The sequence below is a fragment of the Microbacterium suwonense genome (genome assembly GCF_030296555.1).
Taxonomy (GTDB): Bacteria; Actinomycetota; Actinomycetes; order Actinomycetales; family Microbacteriaceae; genus Microbacterium; species Microbacterium suwonense.
On sequence record NZ_AP027728.1, the window covers coordinates 824,648 to 845,777 of the forward strand.

18 protein-coding genes and 1 pseudogene are annotated in these 21,130 nt (G+C 68.1%); 17 read left to right on the top strand and 2 right to left on the bottom strand.

Going from position 1 to position 21,130, the window contains the following annotated elements; all coding sequences use genetic code 11:
* The first annotated feature begins 23 nt into the window (after positions 1-23).
* The 7 genes from alaS to aroB are packed head-to-tail and all read left to right on the top strand — an operon-like array spanning position 24 to position 8,210.
* Positions 24-2,684 carry an alanine--tRNA ligase gene (gene alaS, locus QUE33_RS04170; protein WP_286302094.1) on the top strand — a complete coding sequence of 887 codons (2,661 nt, stop codon included), beginning with the start codon at positions 24-26 and terminating at the stop codon, positions 2,682-2,684.
* A complete protein-coding gene (gene ruvX / locus QUE33_RS04175; RefSeq protein WP_286302095.1) occupies positions 2,681-3,163 on the top strand; it encodes a Holliday junction resolvase RuvX in 483 nt (160 codons plus the stop codon). Before alaS ends, ruvX begins: the two co-directional genes overlap by 4 nt.
* Positions 3,156-4,562 carry an endolytic transglycosylase MltG gene (gene mltG / locus QUE33_RS04180; protein WP_286302096.1) on the top strand — a complete coding sequence of 469 codons (1,407 nt, stop codon included), beginning with the start codon at positions 3,156-3,158 and terminating at the stop codon, positions 4,560-4,562. The genes ruvX and mltG overlap by 8 nt, the downstream gene beginning before the upstream one ends.
* Positions 4,559-5,383: a shikimate dehydrogenase family protein gene (locus QUE33_RS04185; protein WP_286302097.1), complete on the top strand. Its 825-nt coding sequence runs from the start codon at positions 4,559-4,561 to the stop codon at positions 5,381-5,383. Before mltG ends, QUE33_RS04185 begins: the two co-directional genes overlap by 4 nt.
* Before the next feature lie 4 nt (positions 5,384-5,387).
* On the top strand, positions 5,388-6,617 hold the full coding sequence (gene aroC / locus QUE33_RS04190; protein WP_286302099.1) for a chorismate synthase: 1,230 nt from the start codon (positions 5,388-5,390) through the stop codon (positions 6,615-6,617).
* Positions 6,604-7,134, top strand: a complete 531-nt coding sequence (locus tag QUE33_RS04195; protein ID WP_378760696.1) for a shikimate kinase — start codon at positions 6,604-6,606, stop codon at positions 7,132-7,134. The genes aroC and QUE33_RS04195 overlap by 14 nt, the downstream gene beginning before the upstream one ends.
* Positions 7,131-8,210 carry a 3-dehydroquinate synthase gene (aroB, locus tag QUE33_RS04200; protein WP_286302102.1) on the top strand — a complete coding sequence of 360 codons (1,080 nt, stop codon included), beginning with the start codon at positions 7,131-7,133 and terminating at the stop codon, positions 8,208-8,210. The genes QUE33_RS04195 and aroB overlap by 4 nt, the downstream gene beginning before the upstream one ends.
* Here the strand turns inward: aroB and QUE33_RS04205 are convergent.
* Positions 8,192-9,628, bottom strand: coding sequence for an MDR family MFS transporter (locus tag QUE33_RS04205; protein ID WP_286302103.1), 1,437 nt, complete (start codon positions 9,626-9,628; stop codon positions 8,192-8,194). The two genes, aroB and QUE33_RS04205, sit on opposite strands and share 19 nt — an antisense overlap.
* 71 nt (positions 9,629-9,699) lie before the next feature.
* On the opposite strand from QUE33_RS04205, the gene QUE33_RS04210 reads away from it, so the two are divergent.
* From QUE33_RS04210 to QUE33_RS04235, 6 genes are all read left to right on the top strand, one after another.
* Positions 9,700-10,296 (top strand): TetR/AcrR family transcriptional regulator, encoded by a 597-nt coding sequence (locus QUE33_RS04210; RefSeq protein WP_286302104.1) that lies wholly within the window; start codon positions 9,700-9,702, stop codon positions 10,294-10,296.
* A gap of 39 nt (positions 10,297-10,335) precedes the next feature.
* Positions 10,336-10,791 (top strand): type II 3-dehydroquinate dehydratase, encoded by a 456-nt coding sequence (gene aroQ, locus QUE33_RS04215; protein WP_286302105.1) that lies wholly within the window; start codon positions 10,336-10,338, stop codon positions 10,789-10,791.
* Between the two features lie 125 nt (positions 10,792-10,916).
* Complete coding sequence (efp, locus tag QUE33_RS04220; protein WP_286302106.1) at positions 10,917-11,480, top strand: elongation factor P; 564 nt, start codon at positions 10,917-10,919, stop codon at positions 11,478-11,480.
* A gap of 15 nt (positions 11,481-11,495) precedes the next feature.
* On the top strand, positions 11,496-11,906 hold the full coding sequence (nusB, locus tag QUE33_RS04225) for a transcription antitermination factor NusB (protein ID WP_286302108.1): 411 nt from the start codon (positions 11,496-11,498) through the stop codon (positions 11,904-11,906).
* 61 nt (positions 11,907-11,967) lie between these two features.
* Entirely contained in the window at positions 11,968-15,255 is a 3,288-nt protein-coding gene (locus tag QUE33_RS04230) for a DEAD/DEAH box helicase (protein WP_286302110.1), read from the top strand.
* Between the two features lie 93 nt (positions 15,256-15,348).
* The gene (locus QUE33_RS04235; RefSeq protein ID WP_286302112.1) at positions 15,349-16,923 is read left to right on the top strand and encodes a Rieske 2Fe-2S domain-containing protein; all 1,575 of its coding nucleotides are present in this window, start codon (positions 15,349-15,351) and stop codon (positions 16,921-16,923) included.
* A 1-nt stretch (position 16,924) separates the two neighbouring features.
* Here the strand turns inward: QUE33_RS04235 and QUE33_RS04240 are convergent, their stop codons facing one another.
* Positions 16,925-17,587: an NUDIX domain-containing protein gene (locus tag QUE33_RS04240; RefSeq protein WP_286302113.1), complete on the bottom strand. Its 663-nt coding sequence runs from the start codon at positions 17,585-17,587 to the stop codon at positions 16,925-16,927.
* A gap of 465 nt (positions 17,588-18,052) precedes the next feature.
* Here QUE33_RS04240 and pyrR point away from each other — a divergent pair, with 465 nt between their 5' ends.
* From pyrR to QUE33_RS04260, 4 genes and pseudogenes are all read left to right on the top strand, one after another.
* Positions 18,053-18,583: a bifunctional pyr operon transcriptional regulator/uracil phosphoribosyltransferase PyrR gene (gene pyrR, locus QUE33_RS04245; protein ID WP_286302114.1), complete on the top strand. Its 531-nt coding sequence runs from the start codon at positions 18,053-18,055 to the stop codon at positions 18,581-18,583.
* Entirely contained in the window at positions 18,580-19,545 is a 966-nt protein-coding gene (locus tag QUE33_RS04250; protein ID WP_286302116.1) for an aspartate carbamoyltransferase catalytic subunit, read from the top strand. Before pyrR ends, QUE33_RS04250 begins: the two co-directional genes overlap by 4 nt.
* Positions 19,542-20,857, top strand: a pseudogene (locus tag QUE33_RS04255) (dihydroorotase). The gene QUE33_RS04250 and the pseudogene QUE33_RS04255 overlap by 4 nt, the downstream one beginning before the upstream one ends.
* Positions 20,854-21,117 (top strand): PH-like domain-containing protein, encoded by a 264-nt coding sequence (locus QUE33_RS04260; protein WP_286302118.1) that lies wholly within the window; start codon positions 20,854-20,856, stop codon positions 21,115-21,117. Before QUE33_RS04255 ends, QUE33_RS04260 begins: the two are co-directional and overlap by 4 nt.
* The last annotated feature ends 13 nt before the right edge of the window (positions 21,118-21,130 follow it).

Below are 21,130 nucleotides of genomic sequence, written 5' to 3' on the forward strand. Positions count from 1 at the left end.
ACGCAAGGACACCTGAGAGCACTATGAGAACTGCGGACATCGCGCAGCGCTACCTCGACTTCTTCGAGAAGAACGACCACGTCATCGTCCCATCCGCGTCACTGGTCAGCGACGACCCGTCGCTGCTGTTCACAGTGGCGGGCATGGTGCCGTTCATCCCCTACCTCACCGGAGTGGTTCCTTCTCCTCACCCGCGCATCGCAGATCTGCAGAAGTGCATCCGCACCAACGACATCGAAGAAGTCGGCAAGACCGCGCGGCACGGCACCTTCTTCCAGATGCTCGGCAACTGGTCCTTCGGCGACTACTTCAAGGAAGGCGCGATCCGCTACGCCTGGGAGCTGCTCACCTCCTCCGAGTCGGACGGCGGACTCGGCTTCGATGAGAAGGATCTCTGGGTCACCGTCTATGAGACCGACGACGAGGCCGAGTCGATCTGGCGCGACATCATCGGCTTGAAGCCCGAGCGGATCCAGCGGCTGGGCCGCGCCGACAACTACTGGAACACCGGCCAGCCCGGGCCCGGTGGGCCGGACTCGGAGATCTTCTTCGATCGCGGTCCCTCCTACGGCAAGGACGGCGGCCCCGCCGTCGACGACACGAGGTTCCTGGAGATCTGGAACCTCGTGTTCATGCAGGACTTCATCGAGAACGTCCGCAGCGGCACTGAGTTCGACATCACCGGCGACCTGCCGCAGAAGAACATCGACACCGGCATGGGACTGGAGCGCGTCGCGTTCCTGAAGCAGGGCGTCGAGAACATGTACGAGTCCGACCAGGTGCGTCCGGTGCTCGACCGTGCCGTCGAGCTGTCGGGTCGTCGCTACGGCGCCGTTCACCAGGACGATGTGCGTTTCCGCGTCGTCGCCGATCACGTGCGCTCCTCGCTGATGCTGCTCTCCGACGGCGTTCGCCCCTCGAACGAGGGCCGCGGCTACGTACTGCGTCGTCTCATGCGGCGCAGCGTGCGCGCGATGCGGCTGCTGGGCGTTGACGAGCCGGTCTTCCCCGAGCTCTTCGCCGCCTCGCGAGATGCCATGAAGGTGACCTATCCCGAACTGGAGCGGGATTGGTCGATCCTGTCGGCCGCGGCGTTCGCCGAGGAGGAGACCTTCCGTCGCACTCTCGCACAGGGGTCGACCATCCTCGACCTGGCGCTGGGCGAGACGAAGAAGGCGGGCGGGACGACGCTGAGCGGATCCGAGGCGTTCCTGCTGCACGACACCTACGGCTTCCCGATCGACCTGACCCTCGAAGTGGCCGAGGAGGCGGGTCTGGACGTCGACCGCTCAGCGTTCGATGACCTCATGCGCGGGCAGCGCGAGCGTGCCAAGGCCGATGCGCGCAACCGCAAGCGGCAGTTCGCCGACGTGTCGGTATACCGGCAGTTCCGTGCGCTCGGTGAGACCGGCTTCGCCGGCTACACGGAGCTGCAGACCGAATCCCGGGTGCTGGGGATCATCGTCGACGGCCACCCGGCGCAGACGGCCGCGGAGGGCGACGTGGCCGAGGTGATCCTCGCCGAGACGACCCTGTACGCCGAATCCGGTGGCCAGGTCGCCGACAAGGGCACGATCGTAGGAGCAGGGTTCGAGCTGGACGTCCTCGACGTGCAGCGCCCCGTGGCCGGTCTGATCAGTCACACCGTGCACGTCGACTCCGGCAGCGTGGCCGTGGATGACCACGCCACCACCGTGGTCGACGCGGCGAATCGGCGGGCCGCCCGGCAGGCGCACTCGGCGACGCACCTCGTGCACGCGGCACTGCGCGACACCCTGGGCCGGACGGCGACCCAGGCGGGGTCGTTGAACCGCGCGGGCTACATGCGCTTCGACTTCTCCTGGGCCCAGCCGCTCTCGGCGGAGACGCGCTCCGAGATCGAGGACATCACCAACCGTGCCGTGAACGACGCCCTCGAGGTGACCACCCGCATCGTCTCGCTCGACGAGGCCAAGGAAGCCGGCGCCATGGCGCTGTTCGGTGAGAAGTACGGCGATGTGGTGCGGATGGTCGACATCGGCGGGCCGTGGTCGCGTGAGCTGTGCGCCGGTACGCACGTGTCCTCGAGCGCGGAGATCGGGCTGGTCAGCGTCGTCGGAGAGTCCTCGATCGGGGCGTCCAACCGTCGCATCGAGGCACTGGTCGGCCAGGACGCCTTCCGCGAGCTGGCCGCTGAGCGCACTGTCGTCTCTCAGCTGTCCGCTGCATTGAAGGCGCCTCGCGACCAGCTGTCGACGCGCATCGAGGAGCTGCAGGCGAACCTCAAGGCCGCCGAGAAGCGCATCGCGCAGTTCGAGGCGAAGGAGCGCGCCGGCCGAGTTCCCGCCCTCGCCGAGGCCGCGCAACCGGTCGGCTCCTACCGGGTGGCTGCGACGTCGCTGGGCGAGGTCGGCTCGGCCGACGACGTGCGCACGCTCGCGTTGAGCGTGCGCGAGCGCCTGGGGGCGGATGCCGCCGTCGTGGCGTTCGGGGGCGTGGCCAACGGCCGCCCGATCGTCGTGGTGGCGACGAACGACGCCGCACGGGCGGCCGGGGCAAAGGCCGGTGCGCTTGTGCGCATCGCCGCAGGCGTGCTCGGCGGCGGGGGAGGCGGCAAGGACGACGTCGCACAGGGAGGCGGCACGGATGCCTCCGCCCTGGACGCCGCGTTGGCGGCCGTGGTCTCGGAGCTCGCAGGGGCGTGAGCGGATTCCGTCGCGGGACGCGCCTCGGCATCGACGTCGGGAAGGCACGTGTCGGGGTCGCCCGCTGCGATCCGGACGGGATGCTCGCGGTTCCAGTGGAGACCGTGCCGCGTTCGCAGACCTCGATCGATCGGCTCGCCGAACTGGCACGGGAGTGGGAGCCACTGGAGTTCGTCGTCGGCCTGCCGGTCAACATGCGCGGAGAGGACACGGCATCCACCACGGATGCACGGGAGTTCGCGGGACAGCTGGCGAAGCGCACCGGGATCTCGGTGCGCCTGGTCGATGAGCGGCTGAGCACGGTGAGCGCGCATGCCGCCCTGCGCTCATCGGGAAGATCTCAGAAGAACTCTCGTAGCATTGTCGATCAGGTGGCCGCAGTCGTGCTCCTGCAGCAGGCGGTGGACACCGAGAAGAGCACCGGAAACCCCGCCGGTGTGCTGATCGAACTGGATGAGGAGCCCTCCGACGATGCCTGATCCTGACGAGTCCTCACCGTCATCGGGACTCGGCGACCTGTTCGACCACCTGCCGGCGGCGGCTTCGTCGCCGCACCGCGCACCCGAGAGCGGGGACCGACCTGCACCCGGCTCACGCCGCGCGCGTCGTGAAGCGCAGCAGCAGCAGCCGGATGCCGCACGGGCATCGACCACACCGGATGCCGCAGCGGACGGGCCCGACCCGAGTCAGCCTTCCCCGGCTGAGCCCGGAGCACCGGAGATCGCTGCGCAGAACCCCGTCGAAGAGAGCCCGCTGGACGCGATCTTCGCGCCGGAGCGGCACGTGCGCGTGCCGAAGCGGAAGCGCGGCCGCGGATGTCTGATCGGACTGATCATCGTCCTGGTCGTCCTGGGCGGGATGGCCGCAGGGGGCGCCTGGGTGTACAACACGTACCAGGACAAGATCAACGACATGATGGGCTGGGGCGAGCCGAAGGACTACGAGCCAGGCCAGGCCACCGGCGAGGCACTCGTCACGATCAAGAAGGGCGATACCGGCTCTCCGGTGTCGACCGCGCTGTTCCAGGCCGGGGTCACGAAGACCGATCGCGTGTTCTACGAGTACCTGCTCAAGGAGAACCCCGGAGCAACCTTCTACCCGGGCGTGTACAAGCTGCAGAAGAAGATGACCGCGGCGGCCGCGCTGGAGGCGCTGGGCGACCCGGAGACCCGCATGGAGAACACCGTGCGGATCGCCGAGGGCGGCACCGTCGCCTCCTCCCTGCCACGCATCGTCGACGGCGTCGGCATCCCGCTCGACGAGTTGGAGGCCGCTGTCGCCGATCCCGCGGCGTATCGAGTGCAGGCGAAGAGCCTGGAGGGATGGCTGTTCCCCGCGGTCTACACCTTCGACCCGGGGGTGACCGCCGACGAGGTCATCCAGCGGATGGTGGATCGCACCCGTGAGGCTCTGAAGAAGGTCGGTGTGCCGGATGCCGACGCACAGCGCGTGCTGACCATCGCCTCGATCATCGAGCGCGAGGCGCGCACACCCGACTTCACCAAGGTCTCGCGGGTCATCGAGAACCGCCTCGACATCGGCATGAAACTGGAGATGGACTCCACCTCCCAGTACGGCGCGGGCGAGCTGCACGCCGGCTCCTCCAACACGTCCGAGAACGCGCAGCGTCAGGAGAACGACTGGAACACCTACGCGATCGAGGGGCTGCCCGCGACGCCGATCGCCAACTCCAGCGAGGCGGCGATCGATGCGGCCATGCATCCCGCCGATGGCCCCTGGCTGTTCTTCGTCACCGTCGATCCCGACAACGGGACGACGATCTTCTCCACGACCCTCCAGGAGCACAACAACGCGATCAAGAAGCTCGGCGAGTGGTGCCGGGCGAACGGCAACCCGGCCTACGCGTGCAAGCAATGACCGAGCGCACCAGGCTCGCGGTGTGGGGCGACCCCATCGGGCACAGCCGCTCACCCGCGCTGCACGCCGCGGCTTATCGCACGCTCGGACTGCACTGGACGTACGACCGCCGACGGGTGGATGCAGCAGGGTTTCCCGCGGCACTCGATGCGCTGGACGCCACTTGGCGCGGACTCTCGCTCACCATGCCGCTCAAGGAGGCAGCGCACGCGGCGGCCGACCAGTTGGATGCGCATGCGCGCCTCACCGGGGCGGTCAACACACTGCTCCTGGGATCGACGCTGCAGGGGTTCAACACGGATGTCGGCGGGATCGTCGACGCGTTCACGAATGCCGAGGTCCAGGGCATCCGCTCGGTGCGAATCCTGGGGGCCGGTGCCACCGCGGCATCCGCTCTGGTCGCCGCACATGAGCTCGGCGCCGAGATCGTCGACGTGCGCGCCCGCCGTCCTGCTGCAGCAGGTCGCCTGGAGCGCATCGGCTCAGAGCTGGGCGTCGCCGTCGCCGTCCATCCGTTCGATCATCCCCCGCAGGAGGTCGATGCCACAATCGCCACGTTGCCCAGCGGCACCGTGCTCGACCCCACCGTCACCGCGCCGTTGACGTCGTCAGGCGGCGTTCTCTTCGAAGCCGCCTATGCGCCGTGGCCGTCGGCACTGGCCGCGGGGTGGGGCGGTGAGACGGTGATCTCCGGGTTCGAGATGCTGCTGTATCAGGCGGTGCGGCAGATCAGGATCTTCCTGCACGGCGAGCAGGAGCGGGCACTTCCCGACGAGGACGTCATCGTGGCGGTTATGCGCCGTGCGGCCATGGGAGACTAGAGCAATGCTCCGCGTGCTCACGGCCGGCGAATCGCACGGCCCCGAACTCATCGCCGTCATGGAAGGACTGCCCTCGGGCGTCCCCGTCCTCGCAGAAGACATCCAGGCCGACCTGCAGCGCCGCAAACTCGGCTACGGGCGCGGATCGCGGATGAAGTTCGAACAGGACGAGCTGACGATCTCCGGCGGAGTGCGGCACGGCAAAAGCCTGGGCAGCCCGATCGCGCTGCGCATCGGGAACACCGAGTGGCCGAAGTGGACCGAGGTGATGAACCCGGCCCCCACAGAGTTGACCGAGAAGTCCCGCGGCCGCGGCGCCGCGCTCACCCGTCCGCGCCCCGGCCACGCCGATCTGGTGGGCATGCAGAAGTATGACTTCGACGAGGCCCGGCCCATCCTCGAGCGCGCGAGCGCCCGTGAGACGGCGGCGCGGGTGGCACTGGGCGCCGTCGCCCGTTCGTTCCTGTCCGAGCTCGGCATCCGCCTGGTCAGCCACACGCTCTCGATCGGCCCGGTGCGCGTGCCGGACGGCTCGGCGCTTCCCACACCCGACGACGTCGACGCGCTGGATGCCGACCCGCTGCGGTGCTTCGACCCCGCCACGTCCGCCCTGATGGTCGCCGAGGTGGACGATGCGCGCAAGGACGGCGACACGCTCGGCGGCATCGTCGAGGTGCTGGCGTACGGTCTGCCCCCGGGGGTCGGCTCGCACGTGCACTGGGATCGCCGGCTGGACGGGCGTCTCGCGCAGGCGCTGATGAGCATCCAGGCCATCAAGGGCGTCGAGGTCGGAGACGGCTTCGAGACCACGCGCCGTCGCGGCTCCGCAGCGCATGACGAGCTGTTCGAGACCGAGAGCGGCATCACCCGCGGCTCGGACCGCGCGGGTGGCACGGAGGGCGGCATGACCACCGGGACCGTGCTGCGGGTTCGCGCGGGCATGAAGCCGATCGCCACGGTGCCGCATTCACTGCGCACGATCGACGTCGCCTCCGGCGAGGCCGCGACCGCGCACCACCAGCGCTCGGACGTGTGCGCCGTGCCCGCATCGGGCGTGGTGGCGGAGGCCATGGTGGCGATCGAGCTGGCGAACTCGATCCTCGAGAAGTTCGGCGGTGACAGCATCCGCGAGACCCGCCGTAATCTGGACGGCTATCTCGAGGCGATTCCGGAGACGCTGCGCACCGCACCCGCATCGGAGGCGGCGCTGCTCGCCCATGATGAGCTCTCCTGAGCGGCCCGACCACCCGCTGACTCTGGTGCTCGTCGGCCCGATGGCCGCGGGCAAGACGAGCGTGGGCCGCAGAGTAGCCCGGCTGCTCGAGGTGCCGTTCATCGACACCGACAAGAGGATCGCGGCCGAACATGGCCCGATCCCGCAGATTTTTGCTGAACACGGCGAACAGCACTTCCGCGAGCTGGAGCGCGCCGCAGTCGCCGCGGCGGTCTCCGAGGGCGGCGTGGTCTCGCTGGGCGGCGGAGCGGTGACGGATGCCGGCACGCGCGCCCTGCTCGCACAGCATCCGGTCGTCTTCCTGACGGTCAGCGTCGAGGCAGTGGCGAACCGGATCCGCGGCGCGGGCCGACCGCTGCTGGCCGGCGAGGACGACCCGCTGGAACGATGGCAGGCGATCTTCGCCGCACGCCGCGACTGGTATCAGGAGGTCGCGGACCTCACGGTCGACACATCCCGTCGTCCGATGCGGATGCTGGCGGAGCAGGTCGCCGCATGGAGGAAGGAACAGGAATGAGCGTCAAGACCATCAGCGTGACAGGGCAGGCCGCGTACGACATCGTCGTGGGGCGGGACATCCTCGATCGGGTGCGGACGGCGCTGGATCCCGCTGTGCGGAAGGTGCTGGTGGTCCACCCGCCCACCCTCGCAAACCGCGCGGCCGAGCTGCGCGAGCGGCTGATGGCCGATGGTGCCCTCGAGGTGCTCGTGGCGGAGATCCCGGATGCCGAGCAGGGCAAGCGCATCGAGGTCGCGGCGTTCTGCTGGCAGATCATGGGACAGGCCGACTTCACCCGCACCGACGCCGTCGTCGGATACGGCGGCGGCGCCGTCACCGACCTGGCCGGCTTTGTCGCCGCGACCTGGCTGCGCGGGGTGCAGGTCGTGCAGGTGCCTACCACCGTGCTGGGGCTGGTCGATGCCGCTGTCGGCGGAAAGACCGGCGTGAACACCAACGAGGGCAAGAACCTGGTCGGAGCGTTCTGGGCACCCCGTGCTGTGATCGGCGATCTCGATCAGCTGGGGAGCCTGACTGCCAACGAGGCGACCGCCGGATATGCCGAGGTCGTGAAGGCCGGCTTCATCTGGGCGCCGGAGATCCTGGACATCATCGAAGCCGATCCGCAGCGGGCCGTCGACACCGCCACCGACGAGTTCCGGCGCACGGTCGAGCTGGCCATCGAGATGAAGGCGCAGGTCGTCTCGAGCGACTTCCGCGAGGCGGGTCAGCGCGAGATCCTCAACTACGGACACACCCTGGGCCACGCGATCGAGCACAGCGAGCGCTACCAGTGGCGGCACGGCGCGGCGGTCTCGATCGGGATGATGTATGCGGCGGAGCTGTCGCGCCTGGCCGGCCGTCTGTCGGATGCGGCAGCCGAACGTCATCGCACAGTGCTGGAGTCGCTGGGACTGCCGACCACCTATCGCGCCGGAGCCTGGCAGACGCTGCTGGCGACGATGCAGCGCGACAAGAAGGCCCGCGGCGGAATGCTGCGTTTCGTTCTTCTCGACGACATCGCCAAGCCGACGGTGCTGCAGGCCCCCGACGAGTCGCTGTTGTTCGCCGCGTATCAGGAGGTCGCGGGCTGACCCTCGCCCTCGGTGACGGGCTCGGGAACGCGTACCTTGGGCAGCAGCGCGCAGACCAGGATCGCGATCGCTGACAGTCCGGTCGCCCACCAGAAGGCCGTGGCGAAACCTCCGGCCGTCGCGGTGACGGCTCCGCCACCTGCCGCGGCTTCGAGAATCACGGCGAGCACCGCCGTCCCGAAGGCCCCGCCGAGCTGCTGGCCGAGTCGGGTGAGGATGCTGGCGTGTGGCACGGAGTCACGGTCGAGATCGACGTAGGCGACGGACATGACGGGGATCATCACCGCGCCCATTCCAAAGCCTCGGATCAGTAGCACCGCCATCAGCCACAGTTCGTTCGTGCCCGGTCCTGCGAAGGCGAACGGGATCGTGGCGACGGCGAGCACCAGGAACCCTCCCATCGCGACCGTTCGCGCTCCGATCGAGTCGGTGAGACGACCGGCCAGCGTACGGCTGAGCAGCGCCCCGATGCCCTGCGGGATGAGGAGCAGCCCCGCGGTGAGTGCGTCCGCGCCGCGCACCACCTGGAAGAACAGCGGCAGCAGCAGCATCCCGCCGTACACGGCGACGCTGGAGAGGAACAGCACCACGGTCGCGGAGGCCACGGACCTCGTGCGCAGCAACCCGACGTCGATCAGCGCGGCGGTGCCTCGTCGGATCTGGTGCCAGGCGAACACGACGAGCAGGGCGAGTCCACCCGCGAGGGGCGCCCAGACGTCCAGGCGAGCGGGTCCGCCTTCCGCGGTTGCGTTCGACAGCCCGTAGAGCGCGCCGGCGACGCCGGGCGAGACCAGCAGCACTCCCAGCCAGTCCAGCTGAGGTCTGCCGCGCGGAGAGTCGGAGGGGATGAAGTGCCAGGCCAGAGCGAGTCCGATCAGGCACAGGGGCACGTTCACCCAGAAGATCGATCGCCAGCCGAGGGTGTTCAGCAGCAGCCCGCCGATGGTCGGGCCGAGGATAGGTCCCAGAGCCGCAGGCAGACTCACCATCGCCATCAGGCGCCCCATCGAGGCTCCCTTGGGCACCTGCTGGATCGCGAGGGTCGCCATCAGCGGCATCATCAGGCCTCCGCCGATGCCCTGCACCACTCGGAAGACGATCAGCATCGTGGCATCGCCGGCGAAGCTGCAGGCCACGGAAGTCAGCATGAACAGTGTGAGGGCGCTCATCCATACGCGTTTGCCGCCGAAGCGGGCCTGCGCCCAGCCCACGACCGGGATGGCGACAGCCAGTGCCAGCAGGTAGCCGGTGGTCACCCACTGGATCGTGCTGATCGGTACCCGGAGGTCGACGGACAGCGAGTTGAGAGCGATGCTCATGATCGTGCCGTCGAAGATGACGGCCAGTCCGCCTGCGACGAGCACGAAGGCTGTGACGATGGCGTCGCGGGGGAGTGCGAAGCTCCGGCTGCTGGTCATGCGGCTCCTCATAAGAGACATGTATGTATCTAACGAGGGACGATCGTACGCCGCGGAGATAAGATACACAAATGGACCTTGAGAAGACGTCGCGGCGACGGGGACCGGAGCTCGACGACGCGATTCTCTCGGCGGCCTGGGATCAGCTCGTCGATGCAGGATACGGCAGCTTCACGATCGAGGCGGTGGCGGAGCGTGCGGGCACCAGCAGGTCGGTCGTCTATCGGCGGTGGCCTGACCGGGGTGCTCTGCTGGAGGCGACGCTCGCCGCGAGCCTGAGCCGGGGACGCCCGTCTGTGCCGGACACCGGGTCGCTCCGCTCGGACATGATCGAGCTGCTGCGTCGATCCAACGCCACGCGCGGGCGCCTCGCTCCGCTGCTGAGCGTGCTGATCGCGTCGTACTACTCCGACTACGGGCGCAGTTTCGCAGACGTGCGCGAGATGTTCCTGCAGACCACGGGTCTGCGGCCGGCGACCGAGCAGATCCTCGAGCGCGCCGTGGAGCGCGGGGAGGCCGACCCCGAGCGTCTCTCGCCACGGGTGAAGACCGTCGCGTTCGACCTCTTCCGGCACGAGCTGATGATGACGATGCACGAGGTCGGCGACGCGGTCATCGAGGCGATCGTCGACGAGGTGTTCCTTCCGCTCGTGACACCGCGGTCATGACGCGGGCTCCGGGGCGAAGACGCTGATAGTGTGCGGATCGTGCCCGAAACTCGTCGCCTGCTGCTCGTGAACGGTCCCAACCTCAACCTGCTCGGCACCCGCGAGCCGGAGGTGTACGGCACCGCGACGCTTGCCGATATCGAGCAGCTGGTCGCGGAGGTCGCCGACGGTCTCGGCTACGAGGTCCGCGCTATGCAGAGCAATCACGAGGGCGAGCTGATCGACGCGATCCACGCCGTCCGTGAGGACTGCGCGGGAATCGTCATCAACCCAGGCGGACTGACACACACCTCGGTGGCGCTGCGCGACGCTCTCACCGGCGTCAGCCTGCCGTTCGCCGAGGTGCACATCTCCGACGTCTACGCCCGCGAGTCGTTCCGGCACTTCTCCTACCTGGAGGACGTCGCCGCGGTACGGGTCGTGGGCAAGGGCATCAACGGCTACGCCGAGGCAGTGCGTGAGCTCGTGGTGCTGATCGGCGACTCGGTCCGCTGAGGCCTGATTCACGTTTGACCGCGGGCCGATCTTCGGCATCCGTTAGAATCGATTCTCGGCCACTTTTCTCTGCGCGCATCCGCGCCCGGCCCTCGAACCTTCGACACGAACGGACTCGCACCAGCATGGCATCCACCGCAGACATCAGGAACGGCGTCGTCATCAAGATCGACGGACAGCTCTGGAGCGTGGTGGAGTTCCAGCACGTCAAGCCCGGCAAGGGCGGCGCGTTCGTCCGCACCAAGCTGAAGAACGTCGTCTCAGGCAAGACCGTCGACAAGACCTACAACGCCGGCACGAAGATCGAGATCGAGAACGTCGACCGCCGTGACTTCACCTACCTGTACACCGACGGCGACAGCTTCGTGTTCATGGACCAGGAGGACTACGACCAGATCAACGTGCCCGCCGCGACCGTGGGCGACGCCGCGCACTTCATGCTGGAGAACCAGCAGGTGCAGATCGCCTTGAACAACGGCAACCCGCTGTACATCGAGCTGCCGGCATCCGTCGTCCTCGAAGTCACCTACACCGAGCCCGGTCTGCAGGGAGACCGCTCCTCGGCCGGCACCAAGCCCGCCACCCTCGAGACCGGCTACGAGATCCAGGTTCCGCTGTTCCTCGAGCAGGGCACGCGCGTCAAGGTCGACACCCGCACGGGTGACTACCTCGGCCGCGTCAACGACTGACGCCGGCGACCGACTTTGAGCGCACGCACCAAGGCGCGCAAGCGCGCCCTCGACATCCTCTTCTCCGCCGACGTGCGCGGGGAAGAGGTCTCCGTGTCACTGGCGGCCGCCGCTGCGCGCGCGGCGAACGAGCCGTCACGACAGAGCTCGTGGCTGTACGCCCGCGAGATCGTGGACGGCATCATCGACCATCGCGACGAGATCGACGAGCAGATCACCACGCACAGCCGTGACTGGAAGCTGGAACGGATGCCTGCCGTCGACCGCGCCCTGCTGCGCATCGCGGCCTGGGAGATCTTGTACAACGACGAGGTGCCCACCGCCGTCGCCATCGACGAGGCCGTGGAACTGGCCAAAGAGCTCTCCACAGAGGACTCCGGCGCCTTCGTGCACGGTGTGCTCGCGCGCATCGATCGCTCACGCTGAACTCGGTGGGGCGTTCCGCTGACGTCACCGGCGTGTCGGAGGTCCGAGAGAGCATGCACAGATGAGCATCCCCCGGGTCACCGCGCAGCAGTTGCGCAGCCTGGCCGGCGACGGCGGATACCGGCGCGGAGTGGACTACGCGCGCCGGGGCCGCGTGGAGCGCACCGTGTGGGATGCCGGGTCGCAGACGCTGAACGCTGACGTCTACGGCTCCGAGCCCGCGCCCTACCGGTGTGCGGTGCGGTTCCGCGGCGGCATGATCCTCGCGTCGGCGTGCTCGTGTCCTGTGCGGCTGGCGTGCAAGCATGTGGTCGCCGCGCTGCTGGTGGCGCCCGATGCGGAGGATGACGCCGAAGCCGCCGGTCGGCTGCAGCGCGAGAATCAGCGAGCCGCATGGCGCCGGCTCATCGCAGAGCCCACCGTGACTACTCGGCACTCGGTGCCTCTCGCGCTCGGCGCCGAACTGCGCATCCGTCCGTCGCGTGCACAGGATCGGTGGGGTTCCGCGCCGGCACGAACGGCAGTGCCGCGCGAGCTGGTACGGGAGCACGGTGAGGTGCAGCTGGCCGTGCGACCGCTCATGCGCAGCGAATCGACGGGCAAGTGGATTCAGGGGGATGCCGGCTGGGACGTGCTCCGGCGTCCCAGCGGTCGCTTCGACGCCGCACAGGCCCGCTGGTTCACCGACTTCCTCGCCGTCGCGCGAGATTCGCTGCTCTCGGGCACGGCCACCGACTGGATCCCGCTCGACAGGGTGGAGTCGCCGCTGCTGTGGGAGCATCTGCGCACGCTCGCCGACGTGGGCATCCCGCTGATCGCTGCGCAGAAGCACACGACCGTGCACGTCGCACGGAGCGCGTCCGCCGGCATCCGCATCGCCCCTACCGATGACGGTGGGCTCGTCGTCGCCGCCGACGTGCGCATCGACGACGAGTCCGTGACGGCCCGATCCCTCCGGCCCATCGGCAGCACCGGTCTCTACCGCTGGCAGGTCGTCGGCGCGACGATCGAGGTCGCACTGGCGCAGGTGCCACTCAGCGGCGCTGTGCGTGCTGCGATCACGGCATCCGAACCCATCGCCGTGCCGGCAGGGGACCGCGGGCTGTTCCTCGCGGAGGCGTATCCGGTCATCGCCCGGCAGGCTGCGGTCGAGGCGACCGGGCTGAAGCTGCCCGATCCGATCAGGCCGACACCGGTGCTGCGGGTGAGTTTCGGCGCTTCGGACCGTCTCGAGTATCGCTTCGAGTGGGAGTATGCCGGGCACGGGGCAGTACCGGTCGTGGATACCGCGCCGATCGTGCTCGACGAGCCGGTCGCGCCCGGGCATCCGGTCCGCGACCCGGATGCGGAGCGTGAGACGCTGCGCATGCTGGAGCGCATCTGGGCGTCGGCCACCGATCAGCCCTTCCGGGCACGTGCGGTGCACACCGGTGTCGCCACGGCGGAATGGGCGACCACGGTGCTGCCCGCTTTCGAGGACAGCGACGTGCGCGTGGTCGTCACGGGGCGGCGCAAGAAGTACCGCGAACTGTCCGGATCGCCGCAGATCACGGTGTCCACGGTCGACTCGCCCGATCCGGACTGGTTCGACCTGGGCGTGATCGTGAAGATCGACGGGATCTCCATCCCCTTCACGCCCCTGTTCACCGCTCTCAGCATGCGGCGCACCAAGCTGCTGCTCGTGGATGGCAGCTACTTCTCCCTGGCGCACCCGGCGCTGCAGACGCTGCGTGAGCTGATCGACGAGGCGGCCGACCTGACGGAGTGGGAGACCGCACCGAGGATCAGCAGGCACCAGACCGCGCTGTGGGCAGACTTCGAAGACCTCGCCGATCAGTCCGAGCCGGCCGTGTCGTGGCGGGCTCTCGCCGAAGGACTGCGTGACGTGCAGCAGGTGCCGGCGACGGAGGTGCCGGGCACATTGACCGCGCAGCTGCGTCCGTATCAGAAGCAGGGATTCGACTGGCTCGCCTTCCTCTGGGAGCACGGACTGGGCGGCATCCTGGCCGACGACATGGGGCTGGGTAAGACTCTGCAGCTGCTGTCACTGATCACACACACTCGAGAGACGGGGGAGAAGCGCCCGTTCCTCGTGGTGGCGCCGACCTCGGTGCTGGCCACCTGGCGCAGCGAAGCGGGTCGCTTCGCACCTGGGCTGCGGATGCGGATCATCGAAGGGACGGCGGCACGGCGAGGAGAGCGGATTGCGGATGCCGTGGAGCACGCCGACGTGATCGTCACCTCGTACACACTGCTTCGGCTCGACGACGAGGAGTACGCGGAGATCGACTGGGCGGGCGTGATCCTCGATGAGGCGCAGTTCGCGAAGAATCCCGCGACGAAGGCCCACAAGGCCATCGCGGCGCTGCGCGCGCGGGTGAAGATCGCCGTGACCGGCACGCCGCTGGAGAACAGTCTGACCGACCTGTGGGCGCTGTTCTCCCTCACCGCGCCCGGACTGTTCCCCTCCGCCCGGAAGTTCCGGGAGGACTACGTGCAGCCGATCGAGAAGGGCAAAGTGCCCGAGAACGAGGAGGGCGGCGAGTATCGACAGCTGCGGCTGGAGAGGCTGCGACGCCGCATCCGTCCGCTCATGCTGCGCCGCACGAAGGAGCTCGTCGCCGCCGACCTGCCCGAGAAGCAGGTGCAGGAGGTGTTCGTGGAGCTCTCGCCCGCGCACCGCGCCCGCTACGACGCGGTGCTGCAGCGGGAGCGGCAGAAGCTGCTGGGGCTGCTCGCCGATCTGGACCGCAACCGCTTCATCGTGTTCCGCTCGCTCACCATGCTGCGGATGCTGGCGATCGCCCCCGGGCTGATCGACGCCACCGACGCGGCGATCGGCTCCAGCAAGCTGGACGTGCTGCTGGACTACGTGCAGGAGCTGCGGGCAGAAGGGCACCGCGCCCTGGTGTTCAGCCAGTTCACCAGCTTCCTCGATCTCGCCGCCGAGCGGCTCTCCGCCGCCGGCGTGGAGCATGTGCACCTGGACGGCTCCACGCGGCGGCGCAGCGAGGTGATCGACGGCTTCCGCGACGGCGAGCAGCCGGTGTTCCTGATCAGCCTCAAAGCAGGCGGCTTCGGTCTGACACTCACCGAGGCGGACTACGTCTTCCTGCTCGACCCGTGGTGGAACCCCGCTGCGGAATCGCAGGCCATCGATCGCACACACCGCATCGGCCAGACCCGCCGGGTGTTCGTGTACCGGCTGATCGCCGCCGGGACGATCGAGGAGAAGGTGCTCGCCCTTCAGCAGCGCAAAGCACGGCTGTTCACGGCTGTGATGGACGATGAGGCGCTGTTCTCGCAGGCGCTGACCGCGGACGACATCCGGGGACTGCTCGATTCGTGAGGGGTCGCGGCGCCGAGGTTTGCCCGGCGGTGCACCGGCCGCGCACAACCGGTGCTCGGTAGAATCGAGACCGCCCACAGCACGAGGAGAGATATGCGGATCACGGGACTCGGCCATGCCGGGATGTTCATCGAGACGGTCGGCGGGAACATCATCTGCGACCCCGTTCTCGGACCCTCCTTCTTCGGCTCGTGGTTCCCGTTCCCCGACAATCGCGGGCTCGACTGGGAGCGCTTCGGGCGTGAGGCCGACTTCCTGTACATCTCGCACCGCCACCGCGATCACTTCGATCCGCGGCTGCTGCAGAAGTACATCTCGAAGGACATCGAGGTGCTGCTGCCGGAGTACCCGATCGACGACCTCGAACGCGACATCCGTGCCCTGGGCTATGAGAACATCACCTACGCTCCCGCCGGCGAGATCATCCAGCGCGGCGACCTGAAGATCATGATCACGCCGCTGCGCGCCCCCAGCGACGGACCCATCGGCGATTCGTCGCTGAGCGTAGACGACGGCACCGCCTCGATCCTCAACCAGAACGACTCGCACCCGCTGGATCTGGAGGCGCTGCTCTCGTTCGGCAAGCCCGAGGCGTACTTCACCCAGGTCTCCGGTGCGATCTGGTGGCCGATGGTCTACGACCTGCCGCAGGACGCCAAGCAGAACTTCGCCAAGCTCAAGCGCGAGGCGCAGAACAAGCGCGCCATGTACTACATCGAGAAGGTCGACGCGCCGCACGTGTTCCCGATGGCCGGTCCGCCGATGTTCCTGCGCGACGAGATCTTCCGCTACAACGGCACCGGTCAGGACGACGACTCGATCTTCACCGATCAGAAGGAGTTCCTGGCCCACCTGAAGCAGCACGCGCCGCAGTACGATGGGCAGCTGTTCGTACCCGGAACGGTCGTGGAACTGCACGGCGGCGAGCTGAGCGTCTCGCAGAGCCTGTACACGGATGCCGAGATCGCGCACATCTTCGACGAGAAGTGGGAGTACCTCGAAGAGCAGCGTGCCTCGCGTCAGCAGGAGCTGCGCGATGAGGAGGCGCGCCGGGCCGATATCCTCCCGCCGGACGAGATGCTCGCCGCCATCAAGGAGTGGTGGGAGCCGCTGATCAAGAAGTCCCGCACCATCCGGCTCGGGGTGGGCGGAAACGTGCGGTTCCGGATCGGCGAGCTGGACATGGTCGTCGACTTCCCCAAGGCCAAGGTGCGCGAGTACGCGGGGGAGGAGTGCATCTACTGGTACACGATCCCCGCCGACCTCGTCTCGACGAACATCAAGGACCATGAGATCGACTGGTCGAACTCCATCTTCCTGTCCATGCAGTTCTCGGTGGGGCGCAGCGGAAAGTTCAACGAGTTCCTCACCACTTTCCTGAAGTGCCTCTCGGTGGATCGCATCGAGTACGTCGAGAACTGGTACCAGGAGCAGACCGACCAGACCGAGGATGCCGAGATCGGCGACTGGGTGGTGCAGCGCCGCTGCCCGCATCTTCGCGCGGACCTGACTCGCACCGGCAAGATCGACGAGGACGGCGTGCTCACCTGCAGCATGCACGACTGGAAGTGGGATCTGAAGACCGGCAAGTGCCTGACCACCACCGGCCACCCGATCCGCGTCTCGCAGTGCCCGCTCACCGACGAGGCCCTGCGCGTCGGAGCCTGAGCTACCGACTGAGCAGCAGGCGCTTCAGACTATCCGGACGCAGGTCGATCGTACGCAGTTCGTCCGGCGTGACGAGCTCGACCTCATATGCGCCGCGTGATGGGGCGCTGAACTCGAGGCCGTCAGCGAGCGCGGGATCGATCGACGTCAGCGTCGCGGCATAGAAGATCTCGGAGCGGATGCTATCGAGCTGGCGCTCGAGGACGAGCTCGCCGAGTTCTGCCTCGGCACCCAGTTCCTCGCGCAGCTCACGGCGCAGAGCATCCTCCGGCGATCTGTCGGCCAGCATCACGCTGCCACCGGGCGTCGTCCAGTACGGCTCTTGACCGGGGCGCGTGCGCTTGATCAGCACGAATCGTCCTTCGGCATCCGTCAGCACGGCACGTACACGCAGCAGCGGAAGGCCGAGCTCCAGCACATCGGGAAAGCGCAGCGATTCCCAGAAGGCCACAGCATCGACTCCGCGCTCGACGAGTCCCTGGGTGGCGAGCCACGCTGTCAGCACCATCCCGTGCGTGCCGACGATCAAGTGCTCCGCCTCATACACCAGCAGCCCGTCGTGGAAGCGACGTGCCGCGGCATCCGGCGTCTCCCAACACGCATGCCGGGCGTCGAGACGACCCGCGACCCACGCCCGCCGCGCGTCGCGAAAGCCCTCGTGCACCTGTTCATCGCGATCGACCTCGCGGAAGGAGGAGTCGTAGCCACATCCGTTTCCGCGAGACCCAGCGCAAGCGACACCGTCTGTGCTGCTTTACTCTCGGTACTGGACACCGCGGACGCTCTGAAGCCATCGAGCTCGAGCGCTTCGGCCGCCGCGATGCCCTCGCTGCTGAGCATCCACTCGCCGGGCGGTCGTGACGCATCGACCTCGGGCAAGGCATGTCGGACGAACGTGATGCTGCGAAGCATCCCGCCAGAGTATGGCTCGGTGTCGAAATCCGGAAGGTGCGCGATGGACACGGCGTGTCGCCTGCTCGACACGCCGAATACTGCTCCCGGCATCAGTGATCAGACACAGATCAGAGACAGAGAAGCCATGCTTCGACGTCGTCACGCCGGACTGGGTAGACTGGATGCATCACCCACCTTTAAAACCGTCCTGTGAGGCGGAGAAGGGACGTGGCCATTGTCTGCACGCACAGTGCTGCAAGAAGCCGATATCGCGCGTGCTCTGACGCGCATCGCCCATGAGATCCTCGAATCCAACCGCGGCGCCGAAGGCCTCGTCCTTCTCGGCATCCCGACGCGGGGCGTGACGCTGGCGGACCGGCTCGGTCCGATCATCGCCGGCATCGCCGAGACCGAGGTCCCCGTCGGTTCGCTCGACATCACGCTGTTCCGCGATGACCTGTCGCAGCATCCGACCCGCTCGCCCAAGCGCACCGACATCCCTGACGGCGGGATCGACGGGAAGACGGTCGTCCTTGTCGACGACGTGCTCTTCTCCGGCCGCAGCATCCGTGCCGCCCTCGACGCACTGCAATCCATCGGCCGCCCGGCTGCGGTGCGTCTGGCGATCCTGGTCGACCGCGGCCACCGCGAGCTCCCGATCCGCCCGGACTTCGTCGGGAAGAACATCCCGTCATCACGCACTGAGCGCGTGAACGTGCGGCTGAAGGAACTCGACGGAGCGGACGAGGTGACGATCGAATCATGAGGCACCTGCTCGACACCCGCACTCTCGACCGCGACACCGCGCTGCAGATCCTCGACGTCGCCGAGGACATGTCCGACACCCAGTCCCGCCAGGTCAAGAAGCTGCCGACCCTGCTGGGCAAGACCGTCGTGAACCTCTTCTTCGAGGACTCCACCCGCACCCGGATCTCCTTCGAGGCGGCAGCGAAGCGGCTCTCCGCCGATGTGATCAACTTCGCAGCGAAGGGCTCCAGCGTCTCCAAGGGCGAGAGCCTGAAGGACACCGCGCAGACGCTGCAGGCGATGGGGGCGGATGCCGTGGTCGTCCGCCACTCGGCATCCGGTGCGCCCCGCACCCTCGCAACCAGCGGCTGGATCTCCGCCGGTGTGGTCAACGCCGGCGACGGCACCCATGAGCATCCCACCCAGGCACTGCTGGACGCGTTCACGATCCGCAAACGCCGCTACGGCGCGGACAGCCGCGGACGCGATCTCTCCGGTCTGCGCGTGGTCATCGTCGGCGACGTGCTGCACTCGCGGGTCGCCCGCTCCGGCGTCTGGCTGCTGACGACGCTGGGTGCGGAAGTGACGCTCGTGACTCCTCCCACGCTCGTGCCGCAGAACGTGTCGGCGTGGCCGGTGCGCGTGCTCTACGACCTGGATGCGGCGCTCTCCGAGGCTCCCGATGCCGTCATGATGCTGCGCATCCAGGTCGAGCGGATGCACGCCGCATATTTCCCCACTGAGCGGGAGTATTCCCGGCTGTGGGGCCTTGACGCATTGCGGGCGGCGACGCTGCCGGCGAGTAGCATTGTGATGCATCCCGGTCCGATGAACCGGGGGCTGGAGATATCCTCCGAGGCTGCGGATTCCGCGCGATCGACCGTGCTGGAGCAGGTCACCAACGGAGTGTCGGTGCGTATGGCTGTGCTCTACCTGCTTCTTGCGGGAGAGCGGAACGATGATCGAGAGGAAGTGAGATGAGCCGGACTCTCGTCATCACCGGGATTCAGCTGCTCGGACGCGACAGCGCCGACATCGTGATCGAGGACGGCCGGATAGCCGAGATCGGATCCGGTCTGAGCCGATCCGGCGCGCGCGTGATCGACGCATCCGGGCTGGTCGCCCTCCCGGGGCTGGTCGATCTGCACACGCATCTGCGCGAGCCGGGATTCGAAGCCTCCGAGACGGTGCTCAGCGGAACCAGGGCGGCTGCGGCCGGTGGGTTCACCGCCGTGTTCGCGATGCCCAACACCCAGCCGGTCGCCGACACCGCCGGCGTCGTGGAGCAAGAGCTCGCCCTCGGCGAGGCCGCCGGCTACGCCACCGTGCAGCCGATCGGAGCAGTCACCGTCGGGCAGAAGGGCGAGCGGCTGGCCGAGCTGGGCGCCATGGCCCGCTCCCGGGCTCGCGTTCGCGTCTTCAGCGATGACGGCTTCTGCGTCTGGGATCCGCTGATCATGCGTCGTGCCCTGGAGTACGTCAAGGCATTCGACGGCGTCATCGCGCAGCACGCGCAGGATCCCCGCCTCACTGAGGCGGCGCAGATGAACGAGGGCATCGTCTCCGCCGAGCTGGGCCTGGCCGGCTGGCCGGCTGTCGCAGAGGAATCGATCATCGCCCGCGACGTGCTTCTCGCCGAGCATGTCGGCTCGCGTCTGCACGTGTGCCATCTCTCCACCGCAGGTTCGGTCGATCTCATCCGCTGGGCCAAGAAGCGCGGCGTGCGGGTGACAGCGGAGGTCACCCCGCATCATCTGCTGCTCACCGACGAGCTGGTGCGCGACTACGACGCGCGCTACAAGGTCAACCCGCCGCTGCGCACCGCAGAGGATGTCCAGGCGGTCAGGAGGGTCTCGCCGACGGGACGATCGACATCGTCGCGACCGATCATGCACCGCACCCGGCCGAGAACAAGGCCTGCGAGTGGCAGGCCGCCGCCAACGGCATGGTCGGGCTGGAGAGCGCGCTGCGCGTGGTGCACCAGTCGATGGTCGAGACCGGGATGCTGGAGTGGAGCGACGTCGCCCGGGTGCTCAGCACGACACCCGCGCGGATCGGTCAGCTCGACGGCTTCGGCTCGCTCGAGGTCGGACGCCCCGCACACGTCACCCTGTACGACCCGACCGTGCACGGCGTCTTCACCGAGGCCGATCTGCACGGGCGCAGCCGCAACTCGCCGTACCTCGGCCGCGACCTGCCTGGACGCGTGCAGTGGACCATCCACGGCGGCGTCGTGACCGTCGATGACGGCGAACTGGTGCAGGAGCCCGGCTCGCCGGAGGTGCCGCAGTGAGCCGGGAGCTCGCGATAGCGATCACCATTGCGATCGCGGTGCTCATCCTCGCCGCGATGGTCGTCGGATGGCGACGACGACTCCGCCGCGATTCCGCGCTCACCGCGCCGATCGGGGTGCCCGAGCACGCGGAGGTGACCGGCCGGTACGAGATCCTGTACGTCGCCACGACGCAGCACGATCAGCCGCTGGAGCGTCTCGCGCTGAAGCCGCTGGCCTACCGTGCACGCGGTGAGCTCGTGCTCACGGATCGGGGGTAGCGCTCAGCCTCGA